This window comes from Bacillus sp. PS95, from assembly GCF_037963565.1.
In the GTDB taxonomy this organism is placed as follows: domain Bacteria; phylum Bacillota; class Bacilli; order Bacillales; family Bacillaceae; genus Bacillus; species Bacillus subtilis.
On the sequence record NZ_CP150160.1, the window covers coordinates 3,459,759 to 3,481,524 of the forward strand.

Annotated in this window: 19 protein-coding genes; 4 read left to right on the forward strand and 15 right to left on the reverse strand. The window is 46.5% G+C overall.

Annotation, left to right across the window (positions count from 1 at the left end):
• The first annotated feature begins 194 nt into the window (after nt 1-194).
• Together rsbQ and rsbP are read left to right on the forward strand one after the other, a co-directional pair.
• Nucleotides 195-1,004 carry a sigma factor SigB/phosphatase RsbP regulator RsbQ gene (rsbQ, locus tag NSQ12_RS18095; RefSeq protein ID WP_088326998.1) on the forward strand — a complete coding sequence of 270 codons (810 nt, stop codon included), beginning with the start codon at nt 195-197 and terminating at the stop codon, nt 1,002-1,004.
• A gap of 35 nt (nt 1,005-1,039) precedes the next feature.
• Entirely contained in the window at nt 1,040-2,251 is a 1,212-nt protein-coding gene (gene rsbP / locus NSQ12_RS18100) for a phosphoserine phosphatase RsbP (protein ID WP_086344337.1), read from the forward strand.
• Between the two features lie 53 nt (nt 2,252-2,304).
• On the opposite strand, the gene ganB is transcribed toward rsbP, so the two are convergent.
• The 7 genes from ganB to lutR form a co-directional block, all read right to left on the reverse strand.
• Nucleotides 2,305-3,594 carry an arabinogalactan endo-beta-1,4-galactanase gene (ganB, locus tag NSQ12_RS18105; protein WP_088327000.1) on the reverse strand — a complete coding sequence of 430 codons (1,290 nt, stop codon included), beginning with the start codon at nt 3,592-3,594 and terminating at the stop codon, nt 2,305-2,307.
• Nucleotides 3,595-3,673: 79 nt separating this feature from the next.
• Nucleotides 3,674-5,737 carry a beta-galactosidase GanA gene (gene ganA, locus NSQ12_RS18110; RefSeq protein WP_088327002.1) on the reverse strand — a complete coding sequence of 688 codons (2,064 nt, stop codon included), beginning with the start codon at nt 5,735-5,737 and terminating at the stop codon, nt 3,674-3,676.
• Between the two features lie 18 nt (nt 5,738-5,755).
• Nucleotides 5,756-6,607, reverse strand: a complete 852-nt coding sequence (gene ganQ / locus NSQ12_RS18115; protein WP_015714737.1) for an arabinogalactan oligomer ABC transporter permease GanQ — start codon at nt 6,605-6,607, stop codon at nt 5,756-5,758.
• Nucleotides 6,608-6,610: 3 nt separating this feature from the next.
• On the reverse strand, nt 6,611-7,867 hold the full coding sequence (gene ganP, locus NSQ12_RS18120; RefSeq protein ID WP_029318377.1) for an arabinogalactan oligomer ABC transporter permease GanP: 1,257 nt from the start codon (nt 7,865-7,867) through the stop codon (nt 6,611-6,613).
• A gap of 39 nt (nt 7,868-7,906) precedes the next feature.
• Nucleotides 7,907-9,172 carry an arabinogalactan oligomer ABC transporter substrate-binding protein GanS gene (gene ganS, locus NSQ12_RS18125; protein WP_032722554.1) on the reverse strand — a complete coding sequence of 422 codons (1,266 nt, stop codon included), beginning with the start codon at nt 9,170-9,172 and terminating at the stop codon, nt 7,907-7,909.
• A gap of 140 nt (nt 9,173-9,312) precedes the next feature.
• The gene (ganR, locus tag NSQ12_RS18130; protein WP_003244199.1) at nt 9,313-10,305 is read right to left on the reverse strand and encodes a galactan degradation operon transcriptional regulator GanR; all 993 of its coding nucleotides are present in this window, start codon (nt 10,303-10,305) and stop codon (nt 9,313-9,315) included.
• Between the two features lie 180 nt (nt 10,306-10,485).
• A complete protein-coding gene (gene lutR, locus NSQ12_RS18135; protein WP_015714739.1) occupies nt 10,486-11,208 on the reverse strand; it encodes an L-lactate utilization/bacilysin biosynthesis transcriptional regulator LutR in 723 nt (240 codons plus the stop codon).
• Between the two features lie 227 nt (nt 11,209-11,435).
• Here lutR and lutP point away from each other — a divergent pair, with 227 nt between their 5' ends.
• Nucleotides 11,436-13,127 (forward strand): L-lactate permease LutP, encoded by a 1,692-nt coding sequence (gene lutP, locus NSQ12_RS18140; protein ID WP_088327004.1) that lies wholly within the window; start codon nt 11,436-11,438, stop codon nt 13,125-13,127.
• Nucleotides 13,128-13,153: 26 nt separating this feature from the next.
• Here the strand turns inward: lutP and rpoN are convergent, their stop codons facing one another.
• On the reverse strand, nt 13,154-14,464 hold the full coding sequence (rpoN, locus tag NSQ12_RS18145) for an RNA polymerase factor sigma-54 (RefSeq protein ID WP_026113621.1): 1,311 nt from the start codon (nt 14,462-14,464) through the stop codon (nt 13,154-13,156).
• 78 nt (nt 14,465-14,542) lie between these two features.
• Here rpoN and yvfG point away from each other — a divergent pair, with 78 nt between their 5' ends.
• Nucleotides 14,543-14,761, forward strand: a complete 219-nt coding sequence (gene yvfG / locus NSQ12_RS18150; protein ID WP_003219905.1) for a protein YvfG — start codon at nt 14,543-14,545, stop codon at nt 14,759-14,761.
• 9 nt (nt 14,762-14,770) lie between these two features.
• On the opposite strand, the gene NSQ12_RS18155 is transcribed toward yvfG, so the two are convergent.
• From NSQ12_RS18155 to NSQ12_RS18185, 7 genes are read right to left on the reverse strand one after another with little or no spacing between them, the layout of a single operon-like run.
• Nucleotides 14,771-15,739 (reverse strand): polysaccharide pyruvyl transferase family protein, encoded by a 969-nt coding sequence (locus NSQ12_RS18155; RefSeq protein WP_088327006.1) that lies wholly within the window; start codon nt 15,737-15,739, stop codon nt 14,771-14,773.
• Nucleotides 15,718-16,884 carry an aminotransferase class I/II-fold pyridoxal phosphate-dependent enzyme gene (locus NSQ12_RS18160; RefSeq protein WP_163138372.1) on the reverse strand — a complete coding sequence of 389 codons (1,167 nt, stop codon included), beginning with the start codon at nt 16,882-16,884 and terminating at the stop codon, nt 15,718-15,720. The genes NSQ12_RS18155 and NSQ12_RS18160 overlap by 22 nt, the downstream gene beginning before the upstream one ends.
• 4 nt (nt 16,885-16,888) lie before the next feature.
• Nucleotides 16,889-17,539 carry an acetyltransferase gene (locus tag NSQ12_RS18165; protein ID WP_163138371.1) on the reverse strand — a complete coding sequence of 217 codons (651 nt, stop codon included), beginning with the start codon at nt 17,537-17,539 and terminating at the stop codon, nt 16,889-16,891.
• Nucleotides 17,536-18,144, reverse strand: a complete 609-nt coding sequence (locus tag NSQ12_RS18170) for a sugar transferase (protein ID WP_046160871.1) — start codon at nt 18,142-18,144, stop codon at nt 17,536-17,538. Before NSQ12_RS18170 ends, NSQ12_RS18165 begins: the two co-directional genes overlap by 4 nt.
• On the reverse strand, nt 18,141-19,658 hold the full coding sequence (locus tag NSQ12_RS18175) for an MATE family efflux transporter (RefSeq protein ID WP_339175300.1): 1,518 nt from the start codon (nt 19,656-19,658) through the stop codon (nt 18,141-18,143). The genes NSQ12_RS18170 and NSQ12_RS18175 overlap by 4 nt, the downstream gene beginning before the upstream one ends.
• On the reverse strand, nt 19,655-20,689 hold the full coding sequence (locus NSQ12_RS18180) for a glycosyltransferase (protein ID WP_339175302.1): 1,035 nt from the start codon (nt 20,687-20,689) through the stop codon (nt 19,655-19,657). The genes NSQ12_RS18175 and NSQ12_RS18180 overlap by 4 nt, the downstream gene beginning before the upstream one ends.
• Nucleotides 20,686-21,762: a polysaccharide pyruvyl transferase family protein gene (locus NSQ12_RS18185; protein WP_041333229.1), complete on the reverse strand. Its 1,077-nt coding sequence runs from the start codon at nt 21,760-21,762 to the stop codon at nt 20,686-20,688. The genes NSQ12_RS18180 and NSQ12_RS18185 overlap by 4 nt, the downstream gene beginning before the upstream one ends.
• Between the last annotated feature and the right edge of the window lie 4 nt (nt 21,763-21,766).

Sequence of the window (21,766 nt, forward strand, 5' to 3'; positions counted from 1 at the left end):
CATTTTCTTACTCACCCCGGTATCTAGGCAATCCTCCTCCTGCATCTTCCAATTCATCCACCTTTTTTATCTCCCATGTCCTCTTTCTTTTAAACTGCTGTGACATTCATAGAAAGATACACTCTTCAAACCATCCGAGTGTTATGATAGATCTATTGAACTTTATATTACTTTCCGGCTGAAAGGAGCCAATCATGAACGAAGCGATTTTGTCTAGAAATCATGTGAAGGTGAAAGGCAGCGGCAAAGCATCTATCATGTTCGCACCTGGTTTTGGATGCGATCAAAGTGTGTGGAATGCCGTGGCACCTGCCTTTGAAGAAGATTATCGGGTGATTTTATTTGATTACGTCGGTTCGGGACATTCAGATTTGCGCGCATATGACATGAATCGTTACCAGACACTTGACGGCTATGCCCAGGATGTTCTTGATGTTTGTGAAGCTTTAGATCTGAAGGAAACCGTGTTTGTAGGTCACTCCGTCGGGGCCTTGATTGGGATGCTTGCATCCATCCGCCGCCCGGAGCTTTTTTCCCATCTGGTGATGGTGGGGCCTTCTCCTTGCTATTTGAATGATCCGCCTGAGTATTACGGAGGATTTGAAGAGGAGCAGCTCCTTGGCTTGCTGGAGATGATGGAGAAAAATTATATCGGCTGGGCAACTGTATTTGCGGCAACCGTTCTGAATCAGCCAGATCGGCCTGAAATTAAGGAAGAGCTTGAAAGCCGTTTTTGTTCTACTGATCCTGTCATTGCCCGCCAATTCGCGAAAGCGGCGTTTTTTTCTGATCACCGAGAGGATCTTTCCAAGGTAACGGTTCCCTCTCTTATTCTCCAATGTGCAGATGATATCATCGCACCTGCAACAGTAGGTAAGTATATGCATCAGCATCTGCCTTATAGCAGTCTGAAACAAATGGAGGCTCGCGGACATTGCCCTCATATGAGCCATCCAGATGAGACGATACAGCTGATCGGCGATTATTTAAAAGCACACGTGTGATATAGGAACGAAAGGGATAGAGGTGACCCTCTTAGATGGACAAACAATTGAATGATGCACCATGCGGTTTCCTCGCTTTGTCAGAAGAGGGGTCGATCATAGCTGCCAACCGCACCCTTATCAAGATTCTGGATTATGAACCGGAGCAGGTTATCGGCCAGCACATGAATATGATGTTGACCATTCCCGCACAGCTTTTCTGCCAGCTTTATTTTTTTCCGCTTTTGAAATTGGAGCATCACATCGAAGAAATATACATTTCCTTGAAAGCAAGAGATGGAGAAGAAATTCCCGTCCTTATCAATGCTATTGCGAGACACGATAGCGGGGCTTCTGTCTTTGATTGTGTTCTTATTCCCATGCGAAAGCGAAATGAATATGAAAATGAGCTGCTGATAGCCAGAAATGAGGCTCAGGAAGCTTTGCTTGCCAAACAGAAAGCCAATGCGGAGTTAGAAATTGCCTTGGAAACGCTTAAAGCAAAACAAGAAGAACTTCTTGAGATCAATAAACAAAATCAACAATTTAAATTAAACACCAAAAGAGAGCTTGAACTCGCCAGAAAGATCCAGAAAAACTCGTTGACTGAACCGATTGTAAACGATCAGGTTCAGATTGACTCTTATTACAACGCATCGAGTGAATTGTCAGGTGATCTTTACGGATATTATCAAATCGATGAACACCGTTACGGCATTATTATCCTTGATGTGATGGGGCACGGAATTTCATCTGCATTGATTACGATGTCTCTTCATCCTTTGTTCCAGCGCCAGATCACGCAAGGTCTCAGCCCCGTTAAAGTTATGAAGGAATTGGACCGGCACCTTCACAGCTTGTTTCAAAATGATGAGGAAGCAAGACATTATTGCACTGCTATTTATCTCGAGATTGATATAGCACGGCAAAGAATTGATTATGTCAACGCAGGGCATCCGCCGGCACTTTGGCAGGACGATAGCGGAACTCAACATCTGCTTCACGCTACCTCGCCTCCGATCGGAATGTTTGAAGACTTAGTGTTTCAGTCAAGCAGCCTTTCATACACGGAGGGCGGAAGATTGCTTCTGTATACGGATGGCGTGATGGATCCTACGGCTTCATGTTATTTATTTGATTTACTAAAGGATCATCCTGATTCGCCGATCGCTGACCTGAAGGAGAAAATCCTTACATCACTGCAACATCAAAAGGAAGCTCATCATAAGAGTGATGACGAATGTTTTATATTAGTTGATGTAAAATAAAATGATCCATGAGACATAACAATGATTTGTTACATCTCATGGATTTTTTTGTTTCAGCGTTTCTTTGGAATATGTCCTGACTCCGCATATTGAAACACCTGCAAGGAAGGCAGCGGGTGTCCATTAAAATCAAATAAAGCTTGATTATCTACAGCACTTCCCCCATACCACTTCCCGGCGTCTTCAGGGTCGTATTCAGCAGCATAGCTGGACGCCCACCCTGACCCGTATGTTTCCCATAACACTTTGTTTTTCTCTATCTGTGTCTTCGGCCCGACTGGAATCCACGCCGGCTCCCAGTAGAAAACGCCAAGTCCTGCTTTGCCCGTATTCGCTACTGCCTCCATTACATCTCTTACTGCAGTTGCCTGGCCTTGAACAGAAATTGGATATGGCAGCGTCTGCCCGCTTTTTGGCGCTGTATTTCCATGCCCATCGCCATCCTCAGCGGTATAGGTGTACGATGTTTCCGCCACCATGACTTTTTTGCCGTACGTGTTGGCAACAGCCTTCAGCACGGAGGTCAAATTTTGTAATGTGCCATGCCAGAAAGGATAATAGGAGCTCGCAAACACATCATAATCCACTTTGTTTTTGCTGAGTGTTTCCGCAATAAATGAATACCTTCCAGCCGTTTCAGGATTGGTAAAATGCAGGGCGACCAAAATATTTGAATTTGTCTCCCTGACCGCTCGGCTTCCTTCATTAAATAATTGGCACATCTTCGTCCAATCAGTCTCACCGGCAAATCCTCCTGTTGTTTCATTTCCGACCTGAACCATGCCGATGTCAACGCCTTCCTTGATCATCTTTTGCAGGCTTTGTTTCGTATACTCATAGAGCTTTGCTTTTTTTGCTTCAAAGCTGAGATTCACCCAGGCTTTGGGCACCTTTTGTTTCGCTGGATCGGCCCAGAAATCAGAGTAGTGAAAGTCGGCCAGCACCTTCATTCCGTTCGCTGTCGCTCTTTTTCCGATTTCGATGGCTTTTTGAACATCATTGTTTCCCCCGCCATACCCGTTGCCATTTGAATCATACGGGTTATTCCAGATGCGGACGCGAACATAGTTGACCCCAGCCTGTTTTAAGGTTGTAAAGATGTCCTGACGTTTTCCGCTTGTATTATAAAAGGTGACACCGCTGTTTTCCAAAGCAATAACGCTGGACACATCTGCCCCTTTGATAAAATCCTTGTTCATCCCCTCTACTTTTTTAACAAAAAGATCCTCTGTCCGAAGCTCTGACACGTGCTTGTCCTTCTCAATGGCAGCGGCATATCCTGTTGAACTACATGCACTCCACACGATGGCAGCCGCAAAGAACATTTTCACTTTGCTTTTCATGATTTCATCCCCCCAAGACTTAGCAAGCGTTTTCATTCTATAGAAAAAAGAATCCGCCCATATCGAGCGGAGCATCAGCCTAATGTGTGTTTACGACAATTCTCACTTCATACTTTTCCATCGTCAGGTCGCCTGACAATATGTCTCCTGTCATTATGTCCTTCACACTCTGATCAAACGTGACCAGTTGTTTTTCTTCCGTAAAGTTCATCACAAAAATATAATCATTGTCCTGATCCTGCCTCGCTTGTACGGAGACGCCTTTTCCGTGCCGAACCGGAAAAACTGGAGAAAGAGACAGGTCTGTGATCAGACCCTCATAGAAATCACGCTGAAATTGATCCTCCAAACGCGCGCCGATAAAATACGCCTTGCCCTGCTGATACTCATGGCTTGTGACCGCTGGCGTGCGCGCATAAAAATCTTCTTGATACACTGCTTCCACTGAAGCTGTCTTTACATCAATCACGGTTGCATAATCCTTCATTTCATATATTTGGCTGCGATAGCTGACAGCGTTTCGATCCTTCGGATACAGGGTGTCCGTTTCAAGAGGCTCAACTCCAAATATAGCTTGAAGGTCCGGATGCCATCCGCCTGTGTATGTTAAGTCATGCTCATTCACAACCCCGCTGATATACGTCATGACTAAGGTGCCGCCGTCAGCCGTAAACGCTTTTAAACGGGAAATGGTGTCCTCGCTGATTAAATACAGCATCGGGACGATCAGCAGTTTATATGGTGAAAAGTCTTGTTCTTTCGTGATGACGTCGACAGGGATATCGTGTTCCCAGAATGTGCGGTAATGCTGCTGAAGCGTTTGCGGATAACGTTTTGTCGCCTTCGCAAACCCCTGAGCATCCTCGAGCGCCCAATGATTTTCCCAGTCATATAAAATCGCGGTTTGAGCTGGCCTCTTCGTTCCAACAACTTCGGACAGCCGTTCCAATGTCTCGCCTACCTTGGCCACTTCTTGAAAGACGCGGTTCTTTGGGCTATTGTCATGATCCACAACCGCTCCGTGTAATTTTTCTGATGACCCCCGTGATTTGCGGTATTGGAAATAGAGTACGCTGTCCGAGCCGTGGGCAATCATTTGCATGGATGACAGCAGATTCATGCCCGGGCGCTTTGCCTTGTTGACGTTATGCCAATTGACCGCGCTTGGCGTACACTCCATTAATAAGAAAGGCTGCTGCTTCAAGCTTCGGTACAGGTCGTTGATAAAACCGACCTTCATCGCCAAATCAGCTGTGCTTTCCCAGTCATTGTGCCAGACAGGATAAGCGTCCCAGCTGATGACATCGACATGCTTTGCAAATTTGCTGTAGTCGAGGCCCTGATACGGGATCAAATCCGCTGTGTCAGCCATAAAATTCGTTGTGATAGGGATATCAGGCGTCAATTCTTTCAGCGGAATGATTTCATTTTTATAAAACGAAATCGTTTGATCGGTGACGAACCGGCGCCAATCTAAATTCAGGCCATGCAAGCCATTTTCACCGATCGGCGAAGGGCTTTCAATTTGTGACCAGTCATTGAACGTATGGCTCCAAAAAGGGGTCCACCACGCCTGGTTCAATGCCTTGAGGCTGTTGTCATATTTCGATTTCAGCCACTCCCGAAAAGCATGCTGGCATAGATCACAGTGGCAATCTCCCCCGTATTCGTTTGAAATGTGCCACATTAACAGCCCCGGGTGATTTCCGTATCGTTCTGCTAATAAGCGGTTGATGTGCCGTGTCTTTTCTCGGTAGACTTTAGATGTGAGGCAGTGGTTGTGCCTTCCGCCGTGCAGCTGTTTGACGCGGGAGGCATTGACGCGCAAAACTTCCGGATAGGTTTGCGACAGCCAGGCCGGACGGGCTCCGCTCGGCGTTGCTAATATGACCCGGCCGCCTATACTGTGAATCCGCTCAAAAATATCATCCAGCCATTCAAATTGATATACGCCCTCCTCCGGCTCAAGTGCGCTCCATGCAAAAATACCGACAGAAAACGTATTCGTATGAGAAAGCTTCATCAGTTTGATATCGTCAGCTAAAATATCGGGCCGATCCAGCCACTGATCGGGGTTGTAGTCTCCCCCATGGAGCATAAATTTCGCTTTTGTTACGTGCGTTTTTTCAAGCTTTGACATCACATTCTCCTCCTTTTTCTCTTAGCCCTTCGTTCCGCCTGCGGTTAGTCCGGACACAAAATTCTTTTGCAGCATGATAAAGATGATGGCCACCGGTATGCTGATAAGCAGGGCTCCGGCCGCAAATGTCGTATAGCTGGCCCCCATGACATCATTCACTAAATTGAATAGACCGACGGGCAATGTATATGATTCAGGCGTTCTCAATATGGTTGAGGACAGCACAAAATCTCCGAGCGGACCGGTAAAGCCGTTCATGGCCACGACTGCCGCCATCGGTTTTGATAATGGCAGAATGATCTGGAAGAAAATTCTGGTGCTGCTGGCTCCGTCAATCTTGGCGCTTTCGTCTAAATCCATCGGAATAGAATCCATGTACCCTTTCATCAAATACGTATTCATCGGGATCAGGCCGCCGATATAAAGCAAGATTAGCAGCCAATGGCTATTGATCATTCCCAAGATTTGCGCCAGCACAAACAAGGCAATTAAAGCTGAAAACTGAGGAATCATCTGCAGCAATAAAAAGAGCGTTAAAGCGTATTTCCTGCCTTTGAAGCGAAAACGCGAAAACGCATAGGCTGTAAATGTCACACAGAGCAAAGACCCTGCCATTGTAAACAGGCTGATCTTCATTGAGTTGACATACCACTGCACATATTGAAGGCTTTCTTTGCCCGCAAATAATTCCTTGTAATGGTCGAATGTCGGATGCTTCGGAATGATGGATGTACTGATTAAGCTGTTGCCGGGATTAAAGCTTGCGCCTGCCGTCCAAAGGAGAGGATAAACAATGATGACCGCCATAAAGGCTAGCAACAAGTAAGAGAAAAGGAGACGGATATATTTTCTGACTTTCATATCTGCCAGCATACCTTATGCCCCCTCTTTAAAAGACTTTGTCTGTCTGAATTGCCACAATGCGATGGAGATAACAAATACAGATAATAAAATGGTTAAAGCCGCAGCAAGAGAATATTGACTGGACTGCATTGTCAATTTATAAATCCATGAAACGAGGATATCTGTCCCGCCGGCTGTTGATCCGGTTACAGCCGGACCTCCGCCATTGAATAGATAGATAATATTAAAGTTATTAAAATTAAACGTAAACTGGGTAATGATAATCGGAGCCATTGCAATGAACACCATTGGAAGCGTGATGTATCTCAACTTTGAAAAGACAGAAGCGCCATCAATCGTAGCTGCTTCATACAGATCGTCCGGGATGGATTGCAATACGCCTGTTGAGACGAGAAAGATGTACGGAAATCCAAGCCAGCCCTGCATGAGAATCAACGCAAGCCTCGACCAATTGGCATCTGTCATCCACGGAAGCGGATCTATCCCGAAGAAAGCCAAGATATCGTGATTCATCGCACCGAAGCTATCATTAAACAGTCCCGCAAAAATTAAAATCGTCACAAAACCGGGAACGGCCCATGGCAAAATCAGAATGGTCCGAAAAAAACGTTTAAACCGAAGGTCTTTCTGGTTAACAATGATCGCGAGAAAAATCCCCAAGCTGACTTGCAGTGTGGATGCAGCAAGTGTCCAAACCACCGTCCAAGCCAGTACATCAAAAAAAGTCGACCTCCAAATATCAACTGTGAAAATATTTGCGAACGTTTGAAAACCGACCCAATCAATTAATTTTGCAGGAGGAGAATGATACAAATCATAGTTTGTAAACGCTAATGCAAAGCTGAATAAGATAGGAAAGATCACGGCGAAAATTAAAATAAACAAAGATGGGCCGCTGACGACATAAGGATAGCCCTCAGAAATGATATGTTGGTATTGTTCCTTTAAGGAACTTAATGGCTTATTTTCATCACGCTGTTTTCCGCTTTGGAACGCATCGCGAAGATTCACATAATACACCGCAAGGCCAAAGCAGGTCACGATGACAGCAATAATTCCTTCCGCCAGCAGAAAAACGGAATTATCCCGCGGCACTTCTGTTCCCAGTGTAAAGATTCCCCAAAACCCCATATTGAGCAAATTCCCAAAGACCGCAAAAAACGATGCGCCTAAGAAAAGAAAGACAATACCTTTTATCCATTGCTTGTTATAAAATTGCCCGAGTCCCGGAATGATAGAAAGCAACAAAGCGACTTGACGATGCTGCACCGTTTTCACCTCTCTTACAATACAAATCTAGCTTTCTCTTTATTTTCCGCTGTGCTTTGCCTTAATTTGTCCTTTGGCGGTTTCAGCGGCTTGATCCAATGCTTGTTTCGGATCCGCCTTCCCTGTGGCAACCGTCTGTAATGCTGAATCAGCCGGCGTCCATATTTCATTCATTTCCGGAATATTTGGTGTTGGCTCTGAGAAACGGGATTGTTCAGTAACTGCCCGTGCCGCCTCGCTTTTCATAATAGCCGGGTCATTGGCTAGGGATTTCACAGCAGGAACTTCTTTCGTCTCTTCATATCGTGTTTTAGAATTTTTTTCATTTGCCAGGAAAACGGCTAATTCTTGCGCCAGCTCTGCATTCTTTGAAAATGCACTGACGTTGTAGCTTTTGACGCCGATAAAGGAGCTCATGTTTTTCCCATTTTCCAGCTTCGGCAGTTTCGTAATGCCATAATTGATTCCTGCATTCGAAAAGGCTTCTACATTCCATGGACCAGAAATAATTGCGGCGGCTTTTCCTTCTGTGAACAGCGATTCCAACACGTTAATCCCTTGTTCTCCAATAATGCCAGCCGGGAACAGGCCATCTTTGTAAAACTTCTGAATCAGCGCCGCACCTTTGACAGCTCCTTCATTATTGATTCCAATGTCTGACGGGTTATAGCTCCCATCTTTGGCCTTTCCAAAAATGTATCCGCCATATCCGCTCATCACACTTTCTGCATAATAAATTTGATCGAATAGGGCTAAAAAGCCAAATTTGCTGCCGTCAGCAGTCTTTTTGGAATAGTCGTACCACTCTTCCAGCGTTTTGGGCAATTCCTTTTCTGTGATGAGATCTTTGTTGTAAAAAAGCACAGTCGTTTCGACCGCTTTTGGCAGTCCATAAAGCTTTTGATCTACCATTTGAGACTGAATGGAAGCGTCAGTATAAAGTGATTGAACGTCTTTTTTGACATGTAATTCCTTGAGTAATCCTTCCGTGACAGCGGTTCCGATTTGGTCCCCTGGCATTGTTAACACGTCAGGGCCTGTGCCGGCCGGTCCATCCATTCGCAAATCTTCAATCTGCTTGGCATACGGTTTTTCAACGACTTTGACCTTCACATCATGCTCTTTTTCAAATGCAGCCACAGCGTCTTTAATGCCGTTGCTCTTTTCTTTATCCTCCCATACAACAAGCTCTGACCCTTTTGAACTCGATTTGGCGCTGCTGCTTTCCTTTGGGCCGCAAGCCGCCAAGGATAAACTGACAGCTGCGCAGAGCATGAATACGGAACACTTTTTTGCCATTTTCATTGATTGTCACCCTTTCGGTAGGGATGAAAGCGCTTTAAAGATAATATAGCATGCCTGAGAAAATGTGTAAACAAACTATTTACTTCATAGAGTAAATTTTTTTACCTAAATAAAAAATGACTTAGTGTCCTAAGTCATCCTTAATTCATACTCTTCCTGACGATTAATTCTGCGCCCACATATAATGTTTTTACCGTTCTTCTCTTGTCCTGCACTTGTTCAAGCAGTAATTGAACAGCATTTTTACATAATTCATGTATATCAATATGAAACGTCGTCAGAGGAGGCGAGACATACTTCGCGAAGCTGATGTTGTTGATACTTACAATGCTTACCCTGTTTGGTATGGCAATTCCTTTTTCGTTCAGGGCTTGCAGACAGCCCACTGCAATCGGGTCCGCTGCAATCATAAAAGCAGTCGGAAGCTGATCGCCTAATGTATCGATCGCTGCTGACATCAGGCGGTAGCCGTTTTCTACAGAGAATCCGCGATGACAGAAAATATAGCGCTCGTCCAGCATGGCTTTTTCCCTCATATAGGATCTGAAGGTTTGTTCACGGATGTCCATTTCATCCTGATTGGTATTCGGATTTTTGTATGTGCCGCCGATAAAACCGATGCTCTTATGCCCCTTCTCAGTCAGGATGTTTACCGTCTTCCTTGTCATTTGTGCCAAATCGGGCCTTACCGAGTCAAAATGATCGGGATCAGGAGTTGAATCGATGAACACGCCGTTTTCAGTGAGATTTCTGAGGAAAGCCAGCTCTTCATCTGAAAATGTGCCGACGGCAATAAATCCTTCCGTATGTTCAGGAATGCTCTCGATTCCATCCGCTATTTTATAAGTGGTCATATCGACATTGAATGCTTTCGCCAGTTTCTCTACTTCTAATCTCATCGTTTTAAAATAGACATCTTCTAATTCTTCTTTATCTGTCAGCCAATATAAAAACGCAATATGTTTCACCAGCGGCCTTACTGTTTTTTTGCGGTAATTAAGCTTTTCCGCCGCTTCATAGATTTTCTCCCGTGTTTCATCAGGAACAGAAAGGCTTTCATCGTTATTTAAAACGCGGGAAACGGTTGAGATTGAAAATCCCGCTTCCTGCGCGATATCTTTAATTGTCGCCATTGCATCTGCCTCCATTATTCAGCTCGCATTGTTTTAGTAAAATATTTTACTTTCTTTTTCGCAAATGTCAAGTGCACAAAGCCCTCTGGCTGCCTCATGTAAAAAGACTGAACCATTTGCGGCTCAGTCTCAGTTGTTCGTATCATTCGGAACCGCGGAATTGCCCGGGAAATGAGTTGGTTATTGCACATTTTCCTCGAAATATCCCGAAAGCACATCTTCCACATTCGTCAAATGCGCCAGCATGGCGGCTTCCGCCTCTGCACCGTTCCCGGCAGCCACAGCATTGTAAATCCGTTCGTGCTCCTCATACAGCCGCTGAACGGAGGTCTTCTTGGAAAACAGCCAGATTTTCCTCGTTTCCCTCATTGTTTCCAGCAGCAATGATGACACGTGATTCATCAAGTGTTTAAGAAGTTCATTTTGAGAAGCGTCCGCAAGCGCAAGATGAAATGCAAAGTCTGCTTTCTCTCCCAGCTCCCCGTCCGCTTCAATGCTGCCCATTTCCTTTAGTGCATCATGAATTCTTTCGAGATCTGCTTCTGTCCTTTTTTCAGCCGCTAGTGAAGCTACGCCGATTTCAAGCAGTTTTCTGACCTCGAGCAGCTGCTTGACGTCCTCTTTTTTCATCAGAAGGGCGGCTGAGAGCGGCTGAGAAATTTGATTGAGCTCAAATTCCTTCAGATACGTGCCTTCTCCCTGTTTCATTTCGACAAGCCCCATCGCTTTTAGCGCAGAAAGTGCTTCGCGAACCGCTGAACGGCTGACTTGAAAGCTCTCAGCAAGCGCCTGAACAGAGTCCAGTTTATCCCCCGGCTTCAATTCGCCGTTTTTGATCATATCTAATAGGGCATCCGCTACTTCTTCATATATTTTTTTTGTTTTAATCTGTTTATATTTCAATGCAATTCACCCCGTAACTTGTAGGTCTGGCTGTTTACGATCTATTATACTCTGTTTTGTGGGCCGCCAAAAGATTTTGACTATTTTGTCAAAAAGTCTTGTACTTTGATTTTTTTCAAAATATAATGCTAGGTAACTGGTCTTATTACCCAGTCATCAGATGATCATATCATCTATAGAAACCGCTTACATATAGCGCCAGTTTATGTTTCAAGGAGGGGTTTGGGATGCAATGGACACAGGCATATACGCCTATAGGGGGAAATTTGCTATTATCAGCGCTTGCCGCACTTGTACCGATTATTTTCTTTTTTTGGGCACTCGCGATTAAACGGATGAAGGGGTATACAGCAGGCTTGGCCACATTGGGGATCGCCCTTATCATTGCTGTATTGGTTTATCGGATGCCGGCGGAAAAAGCGCTGATGTCCGCGACACAAGGAGCCGTATACGGATTGTTGCCGATCGGCTGGATCATTGTGACGTCTGTTTTTTTGTATAAAATCACTGTGAAAACGGGACAGTTTGATATCATTCGCAGCTCTGTTCTCTCGATTACTGATGACCGACGGCTTCAAGCTCTCTTGATCGCTTTTTCATTCGGGGCTTTTTTAGAAGGGGCAGCAGGCTTCGGAGCGCCGGTCGCCATTTCTGCCGCGCTGCTGGTCGGTCTCGGCTTTAATCCTCTTTATGCTGCGGGGATCTGTTTGATCGCCAATACGGCGCCGGTTGCCTTTGGGGCGATTGGGATTCCAATTACAGCCGTAGAAGGGCCGACAGGGATTCCGGCGATGGAGATTTCGCAAATGGTCGGGCGGCAGCTGCCGTTTTTATCCGTATTTATTCCTCTTTATTTAATCATCATCATGAGCGGTTTCAGGAGAGCCTTGGAGGTCTGGCCGGCGATTCTCGTATCCGGTGTTTCCTTTGCCGTTGTTCAATATCTCAGTTCCAATTTTTTAGGACCTGAGCTGCCCGATGTTTTGTCAGCTCTTGTTTCAATGGCTGCACTTGCTGTGTTTTTGAAATGGTGGAAGCCGAAAACAACATTCCGGTTTGCCGGTGAACAAGAGTCGGCCGCCTCAATTGAAACGGCGCGCACAAATCCGGCGGCGCCTGCGTACAACAGCGGACAGATTTTTAAGGCTTGGTCGCCATTTCTGCTGCTGACGGCGATGATTTCCGTATGGGGCATTCCATCTGTCAAATCTGCACTGACCGGGCATTATGAAGGCTCTGCGGTGTTCTTGAAGTGGCTCAATGCAGTTGGAGAAAAACTGACTTTTGCCCCCGGTGTGCCTTTTTTGAACAATCAGATTGTCAATGCTGACGGTACGCCGATTGAAGCGGTTTACAAGCTGGAGGTGCTTGGTTCAGCCGGCACCGCGATATTGATTGCCGCAGTGCTGTCAAAGTTCATCACGGCGATTTCGTGGAAAGACTGGGGAACCGTTTTTAAAGAAACAGTCCAAGAATTGAAGCTTCCGATTTTGACCATTGCTTCTGTCGTTGGTTTTGCCTATGTCACCAACTCCTCGGGAATGAGCACGACACTCGGGATGACACTCGCGCTGACAGGTTCGATGTTTACCTTCTTTTCGCCCGTCCTCGGCTGGCTCGGCGTCTTCATTACCGGCTCGGATACTTCCGCCAACCTGCTGTTCGGCAACCTGCAGAAAGTCACCGCGTTATCGGTCGGTATGGACCCTGTTCTGTCTGTCGCCGCCAACTCTTCAGGCGGTGTCACAGGAAAAATGATTTCGCCGCAGTCGATAGCGGTGGCGTGCGCCGCCGTAGGACTCGCCGGAAAGGAGTCAGATCTTTTCCGCTTTACCATTAAACACAGTCTGTTTTTGCTGCTGCTCGTTTGTATCATCACCTTTTTGCAGCATCACGTATTCAGCTGGATGATTCCTTAAAAAAATCCTCCCGTCTAGGGAGGATTTTATTTATATCGCTTTCTCGCTGCCGATGACGGAATATTCATTTGATCGCGATATTTTGCCACGGTGCGTCTCGAGATTTGGATGCCGTGTTGTTCATACAGCAAATCGACAAGCTTTTGATCTGAAAGCGGTTTTGTTTTGTCCTCTTGATTGATCAGGTCTTCAAGATGCATTTTGACTGCATAATTCGACGCATCTCCCTCTCCTGAAGCCTCGGCTTTTGCTGAGAAAAAGAGTTTCATCTCAAACAGCCCGTAAGGCGTTTGTATTGTTTTCCCTTTAATGGCCCGGCTCACAGTTGATTCATGAAGGCTTAGACAGTCCGCCACCTCTCTGAGAGTCAGCGGCTTCATTGCGCTTCGCCCTTTCAGAAAGAAATCCTTTTGGCGTGTGATCAGTTCATTGATAATTCTCGTGATTGTCTGTTTTCGCTGCCGCAGCGCGCGGCTCAGCCAGCGCCACTCCTGATATTTCGCAGATAAATAGGAGACAGTATCCTGACAGGAGCCGGATGATAAAAGCGTTCTGTACTGCGGATGCAGATCGATCTCGGGAAACGAGCGGGTATTCAGTTCCGCTGCAATGTGCCCGTTTTTTACGGTGATAAAAATATCAGGCTCAATATACACATCTTGCTCTGGCCGGGCAAACAGAAGGCCAGGTCTAGGATGAAGAGCCGCGATATCATCTGAGATATCTTGAATGGTATGAAGCGGAATTCCCGTCTCTACTGAAAGCGCTTTCCATTTTTTTTGCGCAAAAGCATCAAAATGAGCTGAAATCAGCATTTCCGCTTGTTCATTTCTGTTCGGCAGCCGCTGTAATTGAAGAAGGATGCATTCCTGCAAAGATCTCGCACCGATTCCAGCCGGTTCTAATGACTGGAGTTTTGCCAAAACAGCCTCCGTTTCCTTAGCCGATACAGATAGGCGCCGTGCTGCCTCCTCCACATCTTCTTCCAAGTACCCGTTTGAATCAAGCGAATGAATCAGATAATTAAAAATCTTTTTTTCAGTGTTGGTCAGATTCATATCGAGTGACTGCTGTTTTAACGCATCCTGCAATGTTTTTTGCGGATTACTTAATTGAAGGCCCGCTTCCTGTGCATTCATCCTGTTTTTGTTTGTTTTATGGTAAGATAGTGGCGGTGTGTCTGTTTCCTTTCGTTCAATAAGAGGGTTTTCCAGTGAGAGCTCATCAATGTACTCGGCGAGTTCTGCCGAATGATAGCCAAGCAGCGTGATGGCCTGCCTGAGCTCCTGTGTCAGTTGAGGCTTTAATACTTGTACTTGCTGAAGTTTCATATCCATCATGCTCACTCCCCTTTCTTCATTGTACATGATTGAGATCACACCGTATACATTTATGAAAAAGGAGCTGCCAAAGAAATGTCTGAACTTTTTTCCGTCCCTTATTTTATTGAGAATTTAAAACAGCATATTGAAATGAATCAGTCTGAGGATAAAATCCACGCGATGAACAGCTACTACCGTTCCGTTGTCTCAACACTCGTGCAGGACCAGCTGACGAAAAACGCAGTTGTCCTGAAAAGGATTCAGCATTTAGATGAAGCATACAACAAAGTCAAACGTGGAGAATCAAAATAAACCTTCCGCTCACATGTGAGCAGGAAGGTTTTCCTTCTTTGAGGCGTGCTGGATGAGCCGGGTGCTCGGCACTCCTTCCATCCAGGTATGAAAGTAATTGGCGTTTTTCCCATAGGAATTATCAATGACCGTGTTTTCTTTTTGAAGAAGAGAAGACAAGATGTGGCCGTGCAGCCTTGATGTTTCCACCGATTCGTAACGGCTGAAAAACCGAATCGCTTTTTGGACGATATAATCCGAGTATTTTTCCCATATATACGCAATGGGCAAAGGGTTGCCTGCTTTTTTATTCAGGACGTTCAGCGTTTGCAGAAAAGCAATCGTCCGGCGGTCTGAAGCTGACAGCACCGTGCGCCAGTCGTAGCTTTCCGCTTCTGCGTGTTCCTGAAGCGCCTGGTTTGCTTCATGATCTGTTCGGATAAATCTCAGCTTTTGATTGGACGGCTGCTGCGTGGGAATGACGGGAAACAGCTGATGAGCCATATCAGGCAGAAGCTGAATGTGATTTCTTGTAAAATAAGCCTGTGCCGTAGCATAGGAGGCTTTTTCCCTTGTCATAATGTGAAGGTTCGCATGCTTAGAAAATATCTCTGCCGTCCGTTTGAGGTTGTCTTTGTTTTGAAAATAAATCGATTGCGGCAGGATCACAATTTTGTGGTTCGGATAGGTTTGGACGATTTTCTCTCTAAAGCCTTGATAATACGGATACAGATCCCCGAAGTTTCCGCCTCCCTGGCAGACGATGATGAGATTAGGATCCAGCTTTCGCCCGACTGGAAAATTGTCAGGATTCCAGCGTTTTCTGACCCGAATCTCGTGTTCTTTAAAGAAGGCTTCTGTTCCTTTCATAATAAATAAATCCCCTACATTCCCATATAGAGGATAGTCAGCATATATAATCTCTGATTGTTTCGGAATGACGTCGAGCAGCCCGGACAGTTTCTGTTTCAGGCTGATCATCGAATGCTTGCTGTCCATTTCTTCACCTCGACAGTATGGAATAAGTGCAGTAGCACTTCAATGACCCGGCCTTGCTCATCTTCTGTCATATTGGACCCCGATGGGAGACAGATTCCTCGCTTGAACAAATCTTCGCATACGCTTCCTGTATCTTCATGAGAATAAAATAAAGCCGGATCGAATAGCGGCTGGGTATGGAGCGGCTTCCACAGCGGACGGGCTTCAATGTTTTCTTCAGCAAGACGTTGAACTATGTCATATGGGCTGAGCCCGTTATCAAGTGTGAGCGTGGTGAGCCAGCGATTGGATACGCCTGCTGCGTACTCCGGCATAAAGCGGACGCCGTCTATGTGACCGAGCGCATTTTTGTATCTCGTGAAAATGGTCCTTCTTTTCTCCACTCGCTCATCCAGCACCTCAAGCTGGGCAATGCCGACGCCGGCTAAGATATTGCTCAGCCTGTAATTATGACCAATTTGACTGTGTTGATAATGAACAGCCGGCTCTCGTGCCTGCGAAGCGAGAAATCTTGCTTTTTCAATTGCTGCTTCATCATTTGAAACGAGCATCCCTCCCCCTGATGTGGTAATGATTTTATTCCCGTTAAATGAAAAAATGCCGAAGCGCCCGAAAGTTCCGCTTTGCTTCCCTTTATAGACTGTGCCGAGAGATTCGGCTGCGTCCTCAATGACAGGAACTCCGTATGCATCACACAGGCTTACGATTTCATCCATTTTCGCGCTCTGCCCATATAGATTGACGGCAATCACCGCTTTTGGCAGTGTTCCATTTCTTTTCGCTTCCTCCAATGCTCTTTCAAGGGCTGTCGGCGACATATTCCACGTATCAGGCTCAGAATCGATAAAGACGGGCACCGCTTTTTCATATAGAATCGGATTGGCGGTTGCTACAAATGTGAAAGACTGGCAAAACACGCTGTCACCTTCTTTTACCTCAAGTAAACGCAGCGCGAGATGAATCGCCGCCGTTCCTGAGCTGACCGCAGCTGCTGCTTTTACACCGACTCGTTCTGCCAGCTGATCTTCAAATGAATTCACGAGCGGCCCAAGCGGCGCAATCCAGTTTGAGCGAAAGGCTTCTGAAATATAGTGCTGCTCCCTGCCGCTCATATGAGGGGGAGATAAGTAGATTTTTTTATGCATAGAATCATCCTTTGTTTGATGTTTGAATGGAAGAAATGATGCGTGCCGGAGCACCGGCCGCCGTTACCCTGTCCGGTATGGAACGGATCACCGCGGAGCCGGCTCCGACAATGCTCCAAGCCCCGATTATGATCTGCGGTATGACGGATGCACCGGTTCCGACGTGAGCGCCTTCCTGAACGGAAACCGCTCCTGACAGCGTGGCACGCGGGGACAGATGAACGTAATCGCTGATTTGATTGTCGTGCTCTGCCACTGCACCCGTATTGATGATGCAGTGGGCGCCGATGCGCGCATCCGCCTGAATGATCGCGCCCGCCATAATCACTGTCCCTTCCCCAATGACAGCCGACCTGCTGACGATGGCTGACGGGTGAATCAATGTAATAAAATCATCTTTCCCCAGTCCCAGTCGCTCCGCCAGCTGTTTTCTGACACTGTTATTCCCAACAGCAATCAGAAATAGCACATCAGGAATGAGCCTGCGCAGTTCAGTAACGGCTTTCGGCGGTCCTGTGTACCATTCTTTTCCGTCTTCGAACGTTTTGAATTTATCATCCAGCACCGCGGCTAAGCGCGTATCTGAGCGGGCGTTTATCAGCTCTCTGATCACCTTTCCGTGACCGCCGTCACCCACAATGGCCACATTTTTCATGAGGACACATCTCCGCTTCCGGTAAACCGTTCCGCGGTCACATGATTGGTTTGCTGAATCCCTTCTGAAACAAGGACCTTTCGCACCGTCAAACATAAAATTTTCAAATCGAGAAAAAACGACCGGTTGTCAACGTACCAAACATCTAATTCAAATTTCTTTTCCCAGGAAATCGCGTTTCTGCCATTGATTTGCGCCCAGCCTGTGATACCCGGCTTCACATCATGGCGCCGTGCCTGTTTTTCTGTATAAAGAGGCAGATAGTCCATCAAAAGCGGCCGCGGCCCGACAAGGCTAAGATCGCCCTTCAGGACATTCAGGAGCTGCGGAAGCTCATCAATGCTCAGCTGTCTGATCAGCCTGCCCGTTTTCGTCAGCCGGACTTCATCGGGCAGCAGATTTCCCTCACTGTCCCGTTCATCCGTCATTGTCCGGAACTTATATAGGGTGAACGGTTTGCCGTGCAGGCCTGGCCTTACTTGCTTAAAGAAGACAGGTGATCCTATTTTCAGCCTGACAACGGCGATGGTGAACAGAATGATCACACTTGTACAGCACAACAAAAAAATGGCGGCCGTCAGATCAAAAAGTCGTTTCAGGATCAAAGATTCACAGCTCCTTTCGTTTTTCGAAACCGTTTTAATACCAGCTGTCTTTCCTCTTTTGTACAAACGAGCATAAAAGCGAAAACAGCGTAGCAAAAGCTGACTGTCACTCCCGTCGCTATCAGTGACGGCCAGCCGTCAATCTTCACAACGAACTGAATTGCCTTACAGACCGTCCAGGCAAATACAGCGGCTGAAAGAGGCCCGATTATGCCTTTAAAGAACACGTGCTTTTTGTAGCCTGTAATGCGGGATACGTAAAGCGGCGTAAAGATGGCATTTTTTAAAATAAGAGAAATGGCCCCTGCCAATGTTATGCCGTACAGACCGAGATGAGCCGGCCCGCTCAGCGTGACCGCCAGCACCGCATTCACTGCACCTAACAGCAGGGTAACAATCGCCGGTGTTTTTTGTTGATTAAAAGCTGTCCATATATAAAACAGCGGCATAAAGGCGAGGCTGACAACCAAGTATCCGGCATGAATAAATAAAAGCGGTGCTATCGTTGAAAAGGACGGTCCGAGCCAGATTGTCAAAAAAGGTCCCGCCAATCCGCCCAATAAGGCAGCAGGAAGTGCAAGCAAAAGACCATTGAGCCTTACTGCCTTATTGGCGTAATTCATCAATCCTTCCATATCGCCTTTTGAATAATATGAAGTCATGATGGGCGCAAACAGGGATGCGACCGTTCCGGCCAAGCTGCGCAAAAGCAGCGGAAACTGGATAATCGCCGCGTATTTCCCGGATGCGGACGCCCCCAGCATCAAATTGGCGGTTAACAGATCAATCTGCAAAAAAAGCAGGACGCCGATTTGATTGACGGAGCTCCATGCGCCCGCTTGAAACAGCTCCTTGCTTGTGCGGAATGAAAGATCCTTCATACGAAACGAAAACCACGGAATCAGCTTTTTGAAGAAATAGAAAGACAGCACAGACGCAATGACAGCACCAGCTAAAGCTGCAAGCTGGATCTGCCAGATTTTCGGCGCAAAGCATGCAAACAGGAGCAGCACAGACAGCACCCGTATAAGCATTTGCACCGCCTGAATGGAACTGGTGATATAAAGGCGGTTGGCATAAAATGGTGCAGCACCGAAACCCGCCATCAGAAACGTTAAAATAAACAGCACACTGCCGATTAAAATCGACAAACGCACATCAGCCAAAAGCGCTTGCGGCACATTCATGACGCGGTCAATAAAAAAAGCCGAACCCGCAAGCGGCAGCAAGAGCAGCAATGAAATCAAAACAGAGGCCGCTAAATAATTGCTGATATACGCATTTGCTTTCTCCCGCTCTCCCCTGTGGGCAGCAACAGAAAAGAATCGAACGACAACCGAGCTGAGCGCCACGGTGATAACCGAAAAGTAATTAATCACATTTTGTGTCAAGTGAACAAAGCCAAACGCTTCCACACCAAGCGTACTGACAATAAAAGGCGTCATCCAAACCGATAGGAAAACAGACAACAGAAAAGCCGTGAGATTAGCGCTGAAATTTATCGTGAAATTCATGCCTGCTTCGCACTGCCTTTCATTTTCCCCCGCTGCTCGAAAAACAGCTTGATGAGAAAAGTGAGCCGCCATTTACACAGTGCTAATACCAAACGCTCTCCTCTTAATAATTTCTCATGCTGAAACGGTGTATGTCTGACAGCCTGCCGCACCATGTCATAGGATAAAATCTGTCTGATCTTCTTTTTGATGTCTTTCGGCGAATTCGGAGAAGCACAGGCATTTGCCAAAAGCATCGGAAGCTGGTGCCTGCAAATGTACACATTCAAATCTTCTTGGCATGCGCCTGCTAAGCCATAGTGATTGTAGAATGCGATTTTAGCTTGATATTGTTTTTGAAGATGTTCATCCATCGCCGGCTTATAAGGGATTTCTGTCAGGCTGTTCGGGTTTTCACGATAAATGTACAATCCCTCATCAAGCATTTTCACCCGCTCCGCTTCGCAAAAAGCGGACAAATTGAAGGGAGAGTCTTCAGCAAAACGGATGTCTTCAGCAAACATCAGATTCGCCCTATCAAAAAGCTCACGGCGGTAAAGATAACGCCATACATACCAGATAAATCTCGTTTCGTGAGCATGTTTAAGCTGTTCAGTCATTTCTGGTTTCGTCAGCACGCGGTTTGCCTCAAGCTGCGGCGGCACATATGTCCGCCTGTCCGATGACTGTTTGTAAAAACCGCATCCGACGATGTCGAGCTGATTTTGCTCCGCTTCTTCAGCCAGCCTTTGGAACATGGCGGATGATACATAATCGTCTCCGTCTACAAAGCCGATGTAAGTGCCCCGCGCGGCCTTTATTCCCGTATTTCGCGCTGAACTAAGCCCGCCGTTTGCCTGATGAATGACCCGGATTCTCGCATCCCGTTTTGCATAGTCCTCTGCAATTTCGCCTGAACGATCCGGTGTTCCGTCATTCACGAGGATGATTTCAATATCAGAAAGCGTTTGACGAAGCAAAGAATCAATGCACTCTTCTATAAATGGTTCAACATTATACATCGGGACAATAATGCTGACGAGCGGGATCATTGCGCTTCACCGCTGATTTTGTCACGCAGACCTTTAAAATACACATCTCTCGGAAAGCCTGCACGGGGTGTTTCTTTTGTTAAAAGCTCATTGACTGCGGCTGTTACGCGCTCTGGCTCCGGATGTTCTATCAGCTTCATGAACGGGATGTCTTTAAGCCATTGATAGCCCTCCATTACCTTATGGTCAAAGGAGCGAATGACAACACACGGCGTTCCTGTCAGCGCGCAAAAAATCATGCCATGAAGCCTGTCAGTGACGACGGCTTCTGCGCTTTTCAGCTTAGACCACAGTGCTTCAAGTTCTTGTTCGCGTGTATCGCGGCTGACCCGGCGGCCGATCGTTGTCGTAAAGGATTGGATCTCGCCGAATTCCTCAAATAGCGCAGCCTCGACCCGGTTCCTCTGGTCCTCCTGAAGCACGCTTTCCTGATCCTCGCGCAAACACATATAAACCCCTTCGCGTTCTGCGGGGGTCTTGCTTCTATCTAAATACAGCACCATGTCCGGCTGCTTCAAAATTGTTTTTTCTTGAAAATGCTGTTTCATAAATTGATACGTTGTTTCATCCCGCGCCATCAGCAATAGGCCGGGGTGCGCATTATAAATTTTCTGTGCCCGTTTCAGCTCTTTGCGCCCTTTTTTCGTGTCAGAAAAATGAGCCGTTGCCGGAAGCTGGACAACCCGATAGTCATGGAATGTTTTAATGATGAAGCGGCGCGTCCACTCCTCATAACGGTATAAATCCCCCATATTTCCGCCGCCGATGATAAAGACCATATCCTCCGGATGGCGCGAGCGGATCAGGTTTTTTGCTGATTTGTAAATGTCCTTCATATCGACCTCGACGATGTCAAAGTCCGGGTATTCTTGCTCAAGAAATGCCTTGCTGGCATAAGCAATTGCGTGATCTCCCAAATTGTCATGGGACGGCAGCAGGGTCAGTATGATTTTTTTCTGATGTGCTGCGGCCTTTACCGGTTGATCTGCCGCTCCCAGCCAATATTGGGACGGGTATTTGACCTTTAGCAGCAGCCATTCTGCAAAATTGATTTTCAACGATTGTAACGACATGTCC

Bases quoted from the DNA above. Each gene is read 5' to 3' on its own strand.
- NSQ12_RS18160 (WP_163138372.1), bottom strand. From the start codon at position 16,884: ATGCATAAAAAAATCTACTTATCTCCCCCTCATATGAGCGGCAGGGAG.
- rsbQ (WP_088326998.1), top strand. From the start codon at position 195: ATGAACGAAGCGATTTTGTCTAGAAATCATGTGAAGGTGAAAGGCAGC.
- ganS (WP_032722554.1), bottom strand. From the start codon at position 9,172: ATGAAAATGGCAAAAAAGTGTTCCGTATTCATGCTCTGCGCAGCTGTC.
- ganR (WP_003244199.1), bottom strand. From the start codon at position 10,305: ATGGCGACAATTAAAGATATCGCGCAGGAAGCGGGATTTTCAATCTCA.
- NSQ12_RS18155 (WP_088327006.1), bottom strand. From the start codon at position 15,739: ATGGACAGCAAGCATTCGATGATCAGCCTGAAACAGAAACTGTCCGGG.
- rpoN (WP_026113621.1), bottom strand. From the start codon at position 14,464: ATGGATATGAAACTTCAGCAAGTACAAGTATTAAAGCCTCAACTGACA.
- yvfG (WP_003219905.1), top strand. From the start codon at position 14,543: ATGTCTGAACTTTTTTCCGTCCCTTATTTTATTGAGAATTTAAAACAG.
- NSQ12_RS18185 (WP_041333229.1), bottom strand. From the start codon at position 21,762: ATGTCGTTACAATCGTTGAAAATCAATTTTGCAGAATGGCTGCTGCTA.
- ganQ (WP_015714737.1), bottom strand. From the start codon at position 6,607: ATGCTGGCAGATATGAAAGTCAGAAAATATATCCGTCTCCTTTTCTCT.
- NSQ12_RS18175 (WP_339175300.1), bottom strand. From the start codon at position 19,658: ATGAATTTCACGATAAATTTCAGCGCTAATCTCACGGCTTTTCTGTTG.
- rsbP (WP_086344337.1), top strand. From the start codon at position 1,040: ATGGACAAACAATTGAATGATGCACCATGCGGTTTCCTCGCTTTGTCA.
- NSQ12_RS18180 (WP_339175302.1), bottom strand. From the start codon at position 20,689: ATGATCCCGCTCGTCAGCATTATTGTCCCGATGTATAATGTTGAACCA.
- ganB (WP_088327000.1), bottom strand. From the start codon at position 3,594: ATGAAAAGCAAAGTGAAAATGTTCTTTGCGGCTGCCATCGTGTGGAGT.
- NSQ12_RS18165 (WP_163138371.1), bottom strand. From the start codon at position 17,539: ATGAAAAATGTGGCCATTGTGGGTGACGGCGGTCACGGAAAGGTGATC.
- lutP (WP_088327004.1), top strand. From the start codon at position 11,436: ATGCAATGGACACAGGCATATACGCCTATAGGGGGAAATTTGCTATTA.